Source organism: Pseudomonas sp. T1.Ur (assembly GCF_023516725.1).
Lineage (GTDB): Bacteria > Pseudomonadota > Gammaproteobacteria > Pseudomonadales > Pseudomonadaceae > Aquipseudomonas > Aquipseudomonas alvandae.
Window position 1 is genome coordinate 475,723 of sequence record NZ_JAMGSN010000001.1, and the last position, 13,573, is coordinate 489,295.

The following is a 13,573-nucleotide window of genomic DNA, read 5'->3' on the forward strand; positions in this document are numbered from 1 at the left end:
GCATGTCCTTCGAGTTGCTCGCCACCGATGGCAAGGCTCGTCGCGGTCGTCTGACCTTCCCCCGCGGTAGCGTGGAAACCCCTGCGTTTATGCCGGTGGGCACTTACGGCACGGTCAAGGGCATGCTGCCGCGTGACATCGTCGCCACGGGCGCGGAGATCATTCTCGGCAACACCTTCCACCTGTGGCTGCGCCCGGGCATGGAAGTGATCAAGGCCCACGGCGACTTGCACGATTTCATGCAGTGGAAAGGCCCGATCCTGACCGACTCCGGCGGCTTCCAGGTGTTCAGCTTGGGTGCGATGCGCAAGATCAAGGAGGAGGGCGTGACCTTCGCTTCTCCGGTGGACGGTTCCAAGGTGTTCATGGGGCCGGAAGAGTCGATGCAGGTGCAGCGCGACCTGGGCTCGGACATCGTGATGATCTTCGACGAATGCACGCCGTACCCGGCCGATGAAGACGTGGCGCGGGTGTCCATGGAGCTGTCGTTGCGCTGGGCCCAGCGTTCGAAGAACGCCCATGGCGAGAACACGGCGGCGCTGTTCGGCATCGTCCAGGGCGGCATGCACCGCGACCTGCGCATGCGCTCCCTCGAAGGCCTGGACAAGATTGGTTTTGACGGCCTGGCGATTGGTGGCCTGTCGGTGGGCGAGCCGAAGCACGAGATGATCAAGGTGCTCGATTACCTGCCGGGCGAGATGCCGGCTGACAAACCTCGTTACCTTATGGGCGTTGGCAAACCGGAAGATCTGGTTGAGGGTGTGCGCCGCGGGGTGGACATGTTCGATTGCGTGATGCCAACCCGTAATGCCCGCAATGGGCATCTGTTCATCGACACTGGCGTGCTGAAGATCCGTAACGCGTTCCATCGCCATGATGATTCGCCGCTCGATCCGACGTGCGATTGCTATACCTGCCAGAACTTCTCCCGCGCTTATCTGCATCATTTGGACAAGTGCGGCGAAATGCTCGGCAGCATGCTCAATACCATCCACAATTTGCGCCATTATCAGGTGCTTATGGCTGGTTTGCGCGAGGCTATCCAACAGGGTACATTGGCCGCCTTTGTCGAGGCCTTCTATGCCAAGCGCGGGTTGCCTGTTCCGCCTTTGGACTGAGTTTTCCGATCCCTAGATTCAATACTTGCAACTGGAGTGCTAAATGAGCTTTTTTATCTCTAACGCCATGGCTGACGCGGCTGCACCGGCTGCCGGCCCTATGGGCGGTGGTTTCGAGTGGATTTTCCTGGTCGGCTTCCTGGTCATCTTCTACCTGATGATCTGGCGTCCACAGGCCAAGCGCGCCAAAGAGCAGAAGAACCTGCTCAGCAGCCTGCAAAAAGGTGATGAAGTGGTCACCACCGGCGGCATCGCTGGCAAGATCACTAAAGTGGCTGATGACTTCGTGGTACTGGAAGTGTCCGACACTGTTGAAATGAAGTTCCAGAAGGGCGCCATCGCGGCCACGCTGCCAAAAGGCACGCTGAAAGCGATCTAAGTAACCACTTCTTTTCAATCGACGGGGCGCGCAAGGCGCCCCGCGTCATAAGCGGGCGGCGTGATGCTGAACAAATACCCTCTGTGGAAATACCTACTGATCCTGGCGGTGCTGGCGGTCGGTGTGATTTATTCCGCTCCCAATCTATACCCGGATGACCCGGCCATTCAGGTCAGTGGCGCAAGCACTGCGCTGCAGGTCACCCAGGCCGATCTGGACCGTGCGAGCGCTGCGCTCAAGGCGTCCAATATCGATGTGAAGGCTGCGTCCATTGCCGAGAATGGCAAGGGCGGTCTGTTGCGCCTGGTCAAGGCTGAAGACCAACTGCCGGCCAAGGATGTGGTGCGCAAGGCGTTGGGCGACGATTACGTGGTGGCCCTGAACCTGGCCCAGACCACCCCGCAGTGGCTGCGCAATCTTGGCGCCCACCCAATGAAGCTGGGCCTGGACTTGTCTGGTGGTGTGCACTTCCTGCTGGAAGTGGACATGGAAAAAGCCCTCGACGCACGCCTGAAAGTCTACGAAGGCGACGTCAAGAGCCTGCTGCGCAAAGAGCGCGTGCGTTATCGCAGCCTGCCACAGTTCGACGGTGCCATTCAGCTGGGCTTCAGCGACGAAGACACCCGCGAACAAGCCCGCGCGCTGGTCCGCAAGAGCTTCAACGATTTCGACATTGTGCCGGCCGACCTCAATGGCCAACCGGTGCTGCGTCTGGCGATGACCCCGGCCAAGCTGGCGGAAATCCGCGAATACTCCATCAAGCAGAACTTGACCACGGTGCGTAACCGCGTCAACGAGCTGGGTGTGGCCGAGCCGATCGTGCAGCGCCAGGGCGCCAACCGCATCGTGGTTGAGCTGCCGGGCGTGCAGGACACCGCCGAAGCCAAGCGTATCCTCGGCAAGACCGCCAACCTGGAATTCCGCCTGGCCGCTGAGCCGGGTGCGTCCAAGGCCACTTCCGAGAGCTTCGAGTTCCGTGAAGGCGGTCGTCCGGCGGCGCAGATCGAGCGTGGCCTGATCATCACCGGTGACCAGGTGACCGACGCCCAGGCGGGCTTCGACGAGCAGGGTCGTCCGCAGGTGAACATTCGCCTGGACGGCCATGGCGGCGAACTGATGAGCCGCGCCACGCGCAGCAACGTCGGTCGCAGCATGGCGGTGATCTTCATCGAGCAGAAGCCGACCACCACCTACACCAAGCAAGTGGTCAACGGCGTCGAGAAAGACGTACCGGTCCAGACCTTCAAGGAAGAGAAGAAGATCATCAGCCTGGCGACCATCCAGTCGCCGCTGGGCAGCCAGTTCCGCATCACCGGCCTGAACGGCCAGGGCGAATCCTCGGAGCTGGCCCTGCTGCTGCGTGCCGGTGGCCTGGCCGCGCCGATGTACTTCGCTGAAGAGCGCACCATCGGCCCGAGCCTGGGTGCCGACAACATCACCAAGGGCGTCGATGCCTCCCTGTGGGGCATGCTGTTCGTGTCGCTGTTCATCATCGCCATCTACCGCTTCTTCGGCATCATCGCCACGGTTGCGCTGGCGGTGAACATGGTGCTGCTGCTGGCCCTGATGTCCTTGCTGGGCGCCACGCTGACCCTGCCGGGTATCGCCGGTATCGTCTTGACCATGGGCATGGCGGTGGACGCCAACGTGCTGATCTTCTCGCGGATACGTGAAGAGATCGCCGCGGGCATGTCGATCCAGCGGGCAATCAACGAAGGCTTCGGCCGCGCATTCACTGCGATTATCGACTCCAACCTGACCACGTTGCTGGTCGGCGGGATTCTCTTTGCCATGGGCACCGGCCCGGTCAAGGGTTTCGCAGTGACCATGTCCCTCGGGATCTTTACCTCGATGTTCACAGCCATCATGGTGACCCGTGCAATGGTCAACCTGATTTATGGTGGTCGTGACGTCAAGAAGTTGTGGATTTAAGGGGCTGCCATGTTACGTACAATCAACTTCATGGGCGTTCGCAACATTGCGTTCGGCGTCACATTGTTCCTTACGGCCCTGGCGTTGTTCAGCTGGGCCACCAAGGGCCTGAACTACGGCCTGGACTTCACCGGCGGTACGCTCATCGAGCTGACCTACGAGCGTCCGGCCGACGTCACCAAGGTGCGTGAGCAACTGGCGAGCTCGGGTTATGCCGATGCTGTCGTGCAGAGCTTTGGCGCCACCACCGATCTGCTGGTGCGCATGCCGGGTGAAGACCCGCAATTGGGCCATCAGGTCGCCGAGGCCTTGCAGAAGGCTGGCGGCGACAACCCGGCTCAGGTCAAGCGTGTGGAGTTCGTTGGCCCGCAAGTGGGTGAAGAGCTGCGCGACCAGGGTGGCCTCGGCATGCTGTTGGCCCTGGGCGGCGTGATGCTTTACCTGGCGTTCCGCTTCCAGTGGAAGTTCGCGGTGGGCGCCATTATCTCGCTGATCCACGACGTGATCGTGACCGTGGGCATCCTGTCGTTCTTCCAGATCACCTTCGACCTGACGGTGTTGGCGGCGGTGCTGGCGATCATCGGTTACTCGCTCAACGACACCATCGTGGTGTTCGACCGGGTGCGTGAAAACTTCCGTGTGCTGCGCAAGGCGTCCTTGGTCGAGAACATCAACATCTCGACCACCCAGACCCTGCTGCGGACCATGGCGACGTCGATCTCCACCTTGCTGGCGATTGTCGCGCTGCTGGTGTTTGGTGGCGACAACCTGTTCGGTTTCTCCATCGCGCTGTTCATCGGTGTGATGGCGGGTACTTACTCGTCGATCTACATCGCCAACGTGGTGTTGATCTGGCTGAACCTGAGCTCCGAGGATCTGATTCCTCCTGCGGCCACTGACACCGAGGTGGACGACCGTCCGTAAGGCTCGGTTTTCCGTCCGTCACCGCTGAAAAGGCGCGAGTTGAACTCGCGCCTTTTTTTGTGCTCCAAGGCTGGGAGAAGCGCGGATTATTCCGCTTGTGATGGTCAGGAGGTTCAAGTGAACAAATCGATGCTGGTTGGTGCGGTATTGGGTGCTGTCGGTGTAACAGCCGGTGGTGCGGTCGCCACCTACAGCTTGGTAAAAAGTGGCCCTGAGTATGCGCAAGTATTGGCCGTGGAACCGGTCAAGACCCAAATCAAGACCCCGCGTGAAGTATGCAAGGACGTCACCGTGACTCGGCAGAAGCCCGTCCAGGACCAGCACCAGATCGCCGGCACCGTGCTGGGCGCTGTGGCCGGTGGCCTGTTGGGCAACCAGATCGGCGGCGGCAACGGTAAGAAGATCGCTACCGTGGCGGGTGCGGCCGGTGGTGGTTATGCCGGTAACAAGATCCAGGAAGGCATGCAGGAACGCGACACCTACACCACCACCCAGACTCGCTGCAACACGGTCAATGACATCAGCGACAAGGTTGTAGGCTATGACGTTCGCTACATGCTCGACGGCAAGGAAGGCAAAGTCCGCATGGACCGCGACCCGGGCAACCAGATCCCGGTGAGCAAGGAAGGCCAACTGATCCTGGGCCAGAACGAGCCGGCCCAGTGATCCAACCGCTATGAAAAAAAGCACCCTTCGGGGTGCTTTTTTTATGCCCACAGTTCACGCGCCACCCAGAATCCCCTGTGGGAGCGAGCTTGCTCGCGATGGCGGTGGTTCAGCCTGCATCGATATCGAATGTGCCGGCCTCTTCGCGAGCAAGCTCGCTCCCACATTGGATCTGCGGTGGGCGCAAATCTTATGCCTACCCCAAATCTCCTTGTGGGAGCGAGCTTGCTCGCGATGGCGGTGGCTCAGCTTGCATCTATATCGAATGTGCCGGCCTCTTCGCGAGCAAGCTCGCTCCCACATTGGATCTGCGGTGGGCACAAATCTTATGCCTACCCCAAATCTCCTTTTGGGAGCGAGCTTGCTCGCGATGGCGGTGGCTCAGCTTGCATCGATATCGAATGTGCCGGCCTCTTCGCGAGCAAGCTCGCTCCCACATTGGATCTGCGGCGGGCGCAAATCTTATGCCTACCCCAAATCTCCTTGTGGGAGCGAGCTTGCTCGCGATGGCGGTGGCTCAGCTTGCATCGATATCGAATGTGCCGGCCTCTTCGCGAGCAAGCTCGCTCCCACATTGGATCTGCGGTGGGCACAAATCTTATGCCTACCCCAAATCTCCTTGTGGGAGCGAGCTTGCTCGCGATGGCGGTGGTTCAGCCTGCATCGATGTCCAAGGTGTAATTCATTGTGGCGAGGGAGCTTGCTCCCTCGCCACGGAGTGTTCACATCTGAACTGAGTGGTTGCAACAGGCATAAAAAAGCACCCCGAAAGGTGCTTTTTTTCTAGCCGAACTGCTTAACGCTTCAACGAAGCCGGCAGGTGCGGCTGGATAGCCGTCAGCACAGCCTTGAAGCATTTGGTGTTGCCGGCAACGATGTGGCCTTTCTCAAGGAAGTCGTGGCCACCGGTGAAGTCGCTCACCAAGCCGCCAGCTTCCTGGATCAGCAGGGCACCCGCAGCCATGTCCCATTCGGACAGGCCCGACTCCCAGAACGCATCGAAACGACCGGCAGCGACATAAGCCAGGTCCAGGCTGGCAGCACCGGCGCGGCGGATGCCGGCGGTCTGGCCGACCAGGGCGCGGAACATGCCCAGGTAGTTGTCCAGGTTGTCCATCTGGTCGTCACGGAACGGGAAGCCGGTACCCAGCAGGGCGCCGTCGAGGCTGGTGCGGCCGCTGACGCGCAGGCGACGACCATTCAGTTGGGCGCCACGGCCACGGCTGGCGGTGAATTCTTCCTGGCGAACCGGGTCCAGCACGACGGCGTGTTCCAGGCGACCACGGTACTTGCAGGCGATGCTGACGGCGAAGTGAGGAATGCCGCGCAGGAAGTTGGTGGTGCCGTCCAGCGGATCGATGATCCACAGGTATTCTTCGCCTTCGATGCCGGTACCGGCATGCATGCCGGTCTCTTCACCGAGGATCGAGTGGTTCGGGTAAGCCTTGCGCAGGGCGTCGACGATTTTCTGTTCGGCGGCGCGATCCACCTCGGACACGTAGTCCTTGGCGTCTTTTTCATCGACCTTGATGGTATCCAGGCGCTCGATGGAGCGGAAGATCAGTTCACTGGCGCTGCGGGCGGCGCGCAGCGCGATATTCAGCATGGGCTGCATGGATGTGTCACCTAAGGTTGTTAAAGAAAGCCGCGCATTCTATCAGAACTTTTTCTCAGGAGAAGGTTGGTGTTCGCTTTCATAGCTTAACGGTAGGTGCTTAGGTAAGATTTGCTCCCTTTGTCGTGTTCGAGAGCGCCTCCCTTGTTGCAGAACATTCGTGTCGTCCTGGTCAATACCAGCCATCCGGGAAACATCGGCGGAGCTGCGCGGGCCATGAAGAACATGGGCCTGTCGCGGCTGGTGCTGGTCGAGCCTCGCTCGTTTCCCCATCACGAAGCCGATGCCCGCGCGTCCGGCGCCAATGACATCCTGGCCAATGCCGAGGTCGTCGCCACCCTGGAAGACGCCCTGGTGGGTTGCAACCTGGTGCTCGGCACCAGCGCTCGCGACCGCCGTATCCCCTGGCCGCTGCTCGATCCCCGCGAATGCGGCACCAAAGTGATCGGGGAAGCCGGGCAGGGCGGGCAGATCGCCTTGGTGTTTGGCCGTGAAGATTCCGGCCTGACCAATGAAGAGCTGCAGCGATGTCATTTCCACGTGCATATCCCTTCCGACCCCGGTTTCAGCTCGCTGAACCTCGGGGCGGCGGTGCAGGTGTTGAGTTATGAAGTGCGCATGGCCTGGCTGCAAGCCGAGGGCCAGCCCAGCAAGCTGGAAAAATACGAGGCGACGTCGCCGCGCAGTGAGACACTGGCGACCATGGACGAGCTGGAGCGATTCTATGAACACCTGGAGCAGACCCTGGTGGACATCGAATTCCTCGACCCGGACAAGCCTCGGCACTTGATGGCGCGCCTGCGTCGGTTGTACGGACGAAGCTCGGTGAGCCGGGCGGAAATGAATATATTGCGCGGCATCCTCACGGAAACCCAGAAGGCGGCCCGTGGCGAGCTGATTAAGCGGAAGGAATAAAATGTTCGAACGTTTGCGTGAAGATATCCAGAGCGTCTTTCATCGTGACCCGGCGGCGCGCAATGCCTTTGAAGTGCTGACCTGCTACCCGGGGATGCACGCCATCTGGATCCATCGCCTGTCCGGCGCCCTGTGGAACATGGGCTGGAAATGGCTGGCGCGGCTGGTCTCGAACTTCGGGCGCTGGCTGACCGGGATCGAGATCCATCCGGGTGCCAAGGTGGGTCGCCGGTTCTTCATCGACCACGGCATGGGCATCGTCATCGGCGAGACCGCCGAGATCGGCGACGACGTGACGCTGTATCAAGGCGTGACCCTCGGCGGCACCAGCTGGAACAAAGGCAAGCGCCATCCGACGCTGGAGGATGGCGTTGTCGTGGGTGCCGGTGCCAAGGTGCTCGGGCCGTTCACGGTCGGGGCCGGGGCGAAAGTCGGCTCCAATGCGGTGGTGACCAAGGCTGTTCCGCCTGGTGCGACAGTGGTGGGCATTCCGGGGCGGATCATCGTCAAGTCCGATGACGAGCAGGACGCCCGGCGCAAGGCCATGGCCGAGAAGATCGGCTTCGACGCCTACGGTGTCGGCGAGGACATGCCCGACCCGGTCGCGCGCGCCATCAACCAGTTGCTCGACCACCTGCAAGCAGTGGACGGGCGCCTGGAGGGGATGTGCGGCGCGTTGAAGGAGCTGGGGAGTAATTATTGTGCCAAGGACCTGCCTGAACTGCGCGAAGAGGATTTCGCGTGCGTGAAGGACAAGGATGAGACCCAGGCCAGCTGAACCCCGGTCGACCCCTTCGCGAGCGGGCTCGCTCCCACATTGGATCTGTGTTGGATAGCCCATTGTGTGCCCACCCATGATCCCTGTGGGAGCGAGCCTGCTCGCGAAGAACGATAACGCGGTATCGCTGGTCGTTAGCCGCCTACCTTTGCTATCATGCGCGCGCTCTTTTGCGGGTAAACCCGAGTAAAGCACTAGGTCTTATACTTGACTTAAATACTCGGGAATTGCATACTCGCCCCCATTCTGAACTCCGTGGTAATTGTCCATGCGACTGACTACAAAAGGCCGATACGCCGTGACCGCAATGCTCGATTTGGCATTGCATGCGCAGCACGGGCCGGTGTCCCTCGCCGATATCTCCGAGCGCCAGGGCATTTCCCTGTCCTACCTCGAACAGCTGTTCGCCAAGCTGCGCCGTAGCAACCTGGTCTCCAGCGTTCGCGGCCCCGGTGGCGGCTACCAGCTGTCGCGCGAGATGCAAGGCATCCAGGTCGCCCAGGTGATCGATGCCGTGAACGAATCGGTCGATGCGACCAAATGCCAGGGGCTGGGCGATTGCCATGGCGGCGATACTTGCCTGACCCATCATCTGTGGTGCGACCTGAGCCTGCAGATTCACGAATTTCTGAGTGGTATCAGCTTGGCCGACCTTGTGACTCGCCGTGAGGTACAAGAAGTAGCCCAGCGTCAGGACCAGCGCCGTTGCAATGGCAAGGCGCCGCACCTGGACAAGATCGAAGCGTCCGCCGTCGAATGACCGCCGCAGAGCACGCGGAACGCCAGCCAGCCTGATTTAGGAGAGAGTCCATGAAATTGCCGATTTACCTTGATTACTCTGCGACCACCCCGGTTGATCCGCGTGTCGCGCAAAAGATGAGTGAATGCCTGCTGGTCGACGGAAACTTCGGTAACCCGGCGTCCCGTTCCCACGTCTTCGGCTGGAAGGCCGAGGAGTCGGTGGAAAACGCCCGTCGCCAAGTCGCCGACCTGGTCAACGCCGACCCGCGTGAAATCGTCTGGACCTCCGGTGCCACCGAGTCCGACAACCTGGCAATCAAGGGTGTCGCGCATTTCTATCACACCAAGGGCAAGCACTTGATCACCTCCAAGATCGAGCACAAGGCTGTCCTGGACACCACGCGCCAACTGGAGCGTGAAGGCTTCGAAGTCACCTACATCGAGCCCGGTGAAGACGGCCTGATCACCCCGGCCATGGTCGAAGCCGCCCTGCGCGACGACACCATCCTGGTTTCGATCATGCACGTGAACAACGAAATCGGCACCGTCAACGACATCGCCGCCATCGGCGAACTGACCCGCTCCAAGGGCGTCCTGTTCCATGTCGACGCGGCGCAGTCCACGGGCAAGGTCGACATCGACCTGTCCAAGCTGAAAGTCGACCTGATGTCGTTCTCCGCCCACAAGACTTACGGTCCTAAAGGCATCGGCGCCCTGTACGTCAGCCGCAAGCCGCGTGTGCGCCTCGAAGCGACCATGCACGGCGGTGGTCACGAGCGTGGCATGCGTTCCGGTACCCTGGCGACCCACCAGATCGTCGGCATGGGCGAAGCCTTCCGCGTCGCCAAGGAAGACATGGCGGCCGAGAACGTGCGCATCAAGGCCTTGAGCGACCGTTTCTTCAAGCAGGTCGAACACCTCGAAGAACTCTACGTCAACGGCAGCATGACCGCCCGCGTCCCACACAACCTGAACCTGAGCTTCAACTACGTTGAAGGCGAGTCGCTGATCATGGCGCTCAAGGATCTGGCCGTGTCGTCCGGCTCGGCGTGCACCTCGGCGTCGCTTGAGCCTTCGTACGTACTGCGTGCCCTGGGCCGCAACGACGAACTGGCCCACAGCTCCATCCGCTTCACCTTCGGCCGTTTCACCACCGAAGAAGAAATCGATTACGCCGCGCAGAAAGTCTGCGAGGCCGTGACCAAGCTGCGCGCTCTGTCGCCGCTGTGGGACATGTACAAAGACGGCGTCGACATTTCGAAAATCGAATGGGCGGCGCACTGAGAAGTCGCCACCAGAGCGGCTCCACTGATGAGGATTGAAGCAAATGGCATATAGCGAAAAGGTCATCGACCACTACGAGAACCCGCGCAACGTCGGCAAGATGGACGCGCAGGATCCTGACGTCGGCACCGGCATGGTCGGCGCCCCGGCGTGCGGCGACGTGATGCGCCTGCAGATCAAGGTCAACGAACAAGGCATCATCGAAGACGCCAAGTTCAAGACCTACGGCTGCGGCTCCGCCATCGCGTCCAGCTCCCTGGCCACCGAGTGGATGAAGGGCAAGACCCTCGACGAAGCCGAAACCATCAAGAACACCCAGCTGGCCGAAGAACTGGCCTTGCCGCCAGTGAAAATCCACTGCTCGGTACTCGCTGAAGACGCCATCAAGGCCGCCGTTCGCGACTACAAGCAGAAGAAAGGCTTGATCTGATCCGCGTTACGGTAAGGAGTTTCCATGGCTATCCAGATGACAGAAGCGGCAGCTAAGCATGTGCAACGCTCTCTTGCAGGGCGTGGCAAGGGCGAGGGTATCCGCCTGGGTGTGCGCACCACGGGCTGTTCCGGCCTCGCCTATGTACTGGAATTCGTCGACGAAGTCGGTGAAGACGACCAGGTGTTCGAAAGTCATGGTCAGAAAGTGATCATCGACCCGAAGAGCCTGACGTACCTGGACGGCACCGAGCTGGATTTCGTCAAGGAAGGGTTGAACGAAGGCTTCAAGTTCAACAACCCCAACGTGCGCGGTGAATGTGGCTGCGGCGAAAGCTTCAACATCTGAGGCTGCTCGTGGGTACTCCTTGTCATTTTGCGTTGTTCCAGTTGCAGCCTGCTTTCCAGCTGGACCTTGATCAGTTGTCCGCGCGTTATCTGGAACTGGCCCGTGGTGTCCACCCCGATCGCTTTGCCGATGCCTCCGAGGCGGAGCAGCGGCGGGCGCTCGAGCAGTCGGCGAACCTCAACGAGGCTTACCAGACGCTCAAGAACCCGGCCAAGCGCGCGCGTTACCTGCTCGCCATCAGCGGTCATGAGCTGCCTCTGGAAGTCACGGTCCACGATCCCGAGTTCCTGTTGCAGCAGATGCAATGGCGCGAGGAGCTTGAAGACCTGCAGGACAGCGCCGACCTGGCCGGTGTCGCGGTGTTCAAGCGCCGCCTGAAAGACGCCCAGCACACACTGAACGAAAGCTTCGCAGCCTGCTGGAACGATGCCGCGCAACGCGAACAGGCCGAACGCCTGATGCGGCGCATGCAATTCCTCGACAAGCTCACCCACGAAGTGCGCCAGCTCGAAGAGCGCCTCGACGATTAACCCAGTGCCGCTCCGGTCGCACGCCTGATTACAGATAAGTCCTGATTACGATGGCCCTACTGCAGATCGCCGAACCCGGCCAAAGTCCACAACCGCACCAGCGTCGCCTGGCTGTCGGGATCGACTTGGGTACCACCAATTCCCTGGTCGCTGCCTTGCGCAGCGGTCTTTCCGAACCGCTGGCCGACGAGCAGGGGCGGGTGATCCTGCCGTCCGCCGTGCGCTACCACGCCGATCGCGTCGAAGTGGGCGAGTCGGCCAAGCTGGCCGCAGCCAGCGATCCCCTGAATACCATTGTCTCGGTCAAGCGCTTGATGGGTCGTGGTCTGTCCGACGTCAAGCAATTGGGCGAACAGCTGCCGTACCGCTTCGTTGGCGGCGAATCCCATATGCCGTTCATCGAAACCGTGCAAGGGCCGAAAAGCCCGGTCGAGGTTTCCGCCGACATTCTCAAGGTCCTGCGCCAGCGTGCCGAAGCGGCGTTGGGCGGTGAACTGGTGGGCGCGGTGATCACCGTCCCGGCGTATTTCGATGACGCCCAGCGCCAGGCCACCAAGGACGCCGCCAAGCTGGCCGGCCTGAACGTGTTGCGTCTGCTCAACGAGCCGACTGCAGCGGCCGTCGCCTACGGCCTGGACCAGCATGCCGAAGGCCTCGTCGCGATCTACGACTTGGGTGGCGGTACGTTCGATATTTCGATCCTGCGCCTGACCGGCGGTGTCTTCGAAGTCCTCGCTACCGGCGGCGACAGTGCCCTGGGCGGCGACGATTTCGACCACGCCATTGCCGGCTGGATCATCGAGCAGGCCGGCCTCTGCGCCGACCTCGATCCGGGTGCCCAGCGCCATCTGCTGCAAACCGCCTGCGCCGCCAAGGAAGCCCTTACCGACGCCGCTGCAGTGGAAGTCGCTTATGGCGAGTGGAAAGCCTCCCTGACCCGCGAAGCCTTCGATGCCCTGATCGAACCCATGGTCGCTCGCAGCCTCAAGGCCTGCCGCCGCGCGGTGCGCGATTCCGGCGTGGAGCTCGAAGACGTCAAGGCCGTGGTCATGGTCGGTGGTTCGACCCGCGTGCCTCGGGTTCGCGAAGCCGTTGCCGAAGCCTTCGGCCGCGAGCCACTGACCGAAATCGACCCGGACCAGGTGGTCGCCATCGGCGCCGCGATCCAGGCCGATACGTTGGCCGGCAACAAGCGCGACGGCGGCGAACTGCTGTTGCTCGACGTGATCCCGTTGTCCCTGGGGCTGGAAACCATGGGCGGCCTGATGGAGAAGGTGATTCCGCGCAACACCACCATCCCGGTTGCCCGCGCACAGGATTTCACCACTTATAAAGACGGCCAGTCGGCCATGATGATCCACGTGCTGCAAGGCGAGCGTGAACTGATCAGCGACTGCCGTTCCCTGGCTCGTTTTGAATTGCGCGGCATCCCGGCCATGGTCGCCGGTGCGGCGAAGATCCGCGTGACCTTCCAGGTCGACGCCGACGGCTTGCTCAACGTCTCCGCTCGCGAACTGGGTTCAGGCGTGGAGGCGAGCATCCAGGTCAAGCCTTCCTATGGCCTGACCGACGGCGAAATCGCCAAAATGCTCAAGGATTCGTTCCAGCACGCCAGCGACGACAAGGTCGCCCGTGTGCTGCGCGAGCAGCAGGTTGACGGCCAGCGCCTGATCGAAGCCGTGCAAGCCGCCCTAGAAGCCGACGGCGACCGCTTGCTCGACGCTGAAGAACGCATGGTCATCGAAATGCAGATGCAAGAACTCTCCGAATTGATCAAGGGCACCGATGGTTATGCCATCGAGCAGCAGACCAAGCGTCTGTCGCAGGTCACCGATGCCTTTGCTGCCCGCCGCCTGGACTCGACGGTGAAAGCCGCCCTGGCGGGGCGCAACCTGAATGAAATCGAGGAATAA

The 13,573-nt window shown here is 61.2% G+C and carries 14 protein-coding genes; 13 read left to right on the forward strand and 1 reads right to left on the reverse strand.

Going from position 1 to position 13,573, the window contains the following annotated elements; all coding sequences use genetic code 11:
• Positions 1-2 precede the first annotated feature (2 nt).
• The 5 genes from tgt to M8Q45_RS02220 all read left to right on the forward strand — a co-directional run bounded on the left by tgt (position 3) and on the right by M8Q45_RS02220 (position 5,019).
• Complete coding sequence (tgt, locus tag M8Q45_RS02200) at positions 3-1,118, forward strand: tRNA guanosine(34) transglycosylase Tgt (protein WP_249877255.1); 1,116 nt, start codon at positions 3-5, stop codon at positions 1,116-1,118.
• A 43-nt stretch (positions 1,119-1,161) separates the two neighbouring features.
• Positions 1,162-1,497: a preprotein translocase subunit YajC gene (yajC, locus tag M8Q45_RS02205; RefSeq protein WP_007982729.1), complete on the forward strand. Its 336-nt coding sequence runs from the start codon at positions 1,162-1,164 to the stop codon at positions 1,495-1,497.
• Positions 1,498-1,560: 63 nt separating this feature from the next.
• Positions 1,561-3,429, forward strand: a complete 1,869-nt coding sequence (gene secD, locus M8Q45_RS02210) for a protein translocase subunit SecD (protein WP_249873413.1) — start codon at positions 1,561-1,563, stop codon at positions 3,427-3,429.
• 9 nt (positions 3,430-3,438) lie between these two features.
• Positions 3,439-4,353 carry a protein translocase subunit SecF gene (secF, locus tag M8Q45_RS02215; protein ID WP_249873414.1) on the forward strand — a complete coding sequence of 305 codons (915 nt, stop codon included), beginning with the start codon at positions 3,439-3,441 and terminating at the stop codon, positions 4,351-4,353.
• Between the two features lie 117 nt (positions 4,354-4,470).
• Positions 4,471-5,019, forward strand: a complete 549-nt coding sequence (locus M8Q45_RS02220; protein WP_018607449.1) for a glycine zipper 2TM domain-containing protein — start codon at positions 4,471-4,473, stop codon at positions 5,017-5,019.
• 796 nt (positions 5,020-5,815) lie between these two features.
• Here the strand turns inward: M8Q45_RS02220 and suhB are convergent.
• Positions 5,816-6,634, reverse strand: a complete 819-nt coding sequence (suhB, locus tag M8Q45_RS02225; protein WP_003185165.1) for a type III secretion system regulator SuhB — start codon at positions 6,632-6,634, stop codon at positions 5,816-5,818.
• A 144-nt stretch (positions 6,635-6,778) separates the two neighbouring features.
• On the opposite strand from suhB, the gene trmJ reads away from it, so the two are divergent.
• From trmJ to hscA, 8 genes are all read left to right on the forward strand, one after another.
• Entirely contained in the window at positions 6,779-7,549 is a 771-nt protein-coding gene (gene trmJ, locus M8Q45_RS02230; protein ID WP_249873415.1) for a tRNA (cytosine(32)/uridine(32)-2'-O)-methyltransferase TrmJ, read from the forward strand.
• Between the two features lies 1 nt (position 7,550).
• Complete coding sequence (cysE, locus tag M8Q45_RS02235) at positions 7,551-8,327, forward strand: serine O-acetyltransferase (RefSeq protein WP_181287927.1); 777 nt, start codon at positions 7,551-7,553, stop codon at positions 8,325-8,327.
• Between the two features lie 268 nt (positions 8,328-8,595).
• Positions 8,596-9,087, forward strand: coding sequence for a Fe-S cluster assembly transcriptional regulator IscR (gene iscR, locus M8Q45_RS02240; RefSeq protein ID WP_030139599.1), 492 nt, complete (start codon positions 8,596-8,598; stop codon positions 9,085-9,087).
• 50 nt (positions 9,088-9,137) lie between these two features.
• Complete coding sequence (locus M8Q45_RS02245; protein ID WP_030139598.1) at positions 9,138-10,352, forward strand: IscS subfamily cysteine desulfurase; 1,215 nt, start codon at positions 9,138-9,140, stop codon at positions 10,350-10,352.
• A 43-nt stretch (positions 10,353-10,395) separates the two neighbouring features.
• Positions 10,396-10,782: a Fe-S cluster assembly scaffold IscU gene (iscU, locus tag M8Q45_RS02250; protein ID WP_003185157.1), complete on the forward strand. Its 387-nt coding sequence runs from the start codon at positions 10,396-10,398 to the stop codon at positions 10,780-10,782.
• A 24-nt stretch (positions 10,783-10,806) separates the two neighbouring features.
• Positions 10,807-11,130 carry an iron-sulfur cluster assembly protein IscA gene (iscA, locus tag M8Q45_RS02255; RefSeq protein ID WP_030139597.1) on the forward strand — a complete coding sequence of 108 codons (324 nt, stop codon included), beginning with the start codon at positions 10,807-10,809 and terminating at the stop codon, positions 11,128-11,130.
• An 8-nt stretch (positions 11,131-11,138) separates the two neighbouring features.
• Positions 11,139-11,660: a co-chaperone HscB gene (gene hscB, locus M8Q45_RS02260; protein ID WP_030139596.1), complete on the forward strand. Its 522-nt coding sequence runs from the start codon at positions 11,139-11,141 to the stop codon at positions 11,658-11,660.
• A 50-nt stretch (positions 11,661-11,710) separates the two neighbouring features.
• The gene (hscA, locus tag M8Q45_RS02265) at positions 11,711-13,573 is read left to right on the forward strand and encodes a Fe-S protein assembly chaperone HscA (RefSeq protein ID WP_249873416.1); all 1,863 of its coding nucleotides are present in this window, start codon (positions 11,711-11,713) and stop codon (positions 13,571-13,573) included.

Bases quoted from the DNA above. Each gene is read 5' to 3' on its own strand.
- iscR (WP_030139599.1), top strand. From the start codon at position 8,596: ATGCGACTGACTACAAAAGGCCGATACGCCGTGACCGCAATGCTCGAT.
- tgt (WP_249877255.1), top strand. From the start codon at position 3: ATGTCCTTCGAGTTGCTCGCCACCGATGGCAAGGCTCGTCGCGGTCGT.
- secD (WP_249873413.1), top strand. From the start codon at position 1,561: ATGCTGAACAAATACCCTCTGTGGAAATACCTACTGATCCTGGCGGTG.
- iscA (WP_030139597.1), top strand. From the start codon at position 10,807: ATGGCTATCCAGATGACAGAAGCGGCAGCTAAGCATGTGCAACGCTCT.
- secF (WP_249873414.1), top strand. From the start codon at position 3,439: ATGTTACGTACAATCAACTTCATGGGCGTTCGCAACATTGCGTTCGGC.
- yajC (WP_007982729.1), top strand. From the start codon at position 1,162: ATGAGCTTTTTTATCTCTAACGCCATGGCTGACGCGGCTGCACCGGCT.
- cysE (WP_181287927.1), top strand. From the start codon at position 7,551: ATGTTCGAACGTTTGCGTGAAGATATCCAGAGCGTCTTTCATCGTGAC.
- suhB (WP_003185165.1), bottom strand. From the start codon at position 6,634: ATGCAGCCCATGCTGAATATCGCGCTGCGCGCCGCCCGCAGCGCCAGT.
- M8Q45_RS02245 (WP_030139598.1), top strand. From the start codon at position 9,138: ATGAAATTGCCGATTTACCTTGATTACTCTGCGACCACCCCGGTTGAT.
- iscU (WP_003185157.1), top strand. From the start codon at position 10,396: ATGGCATATAGCGAAAAGGTCATCGACCACTACGAGAACCCGCGCAAC.
- hscA (WP_249873416.1), top strand. From the start codon at position 11,711: ATGGCCCTACTGCAGATCGCCGAACCCGGCCAAAGTCCACAACCGCAC.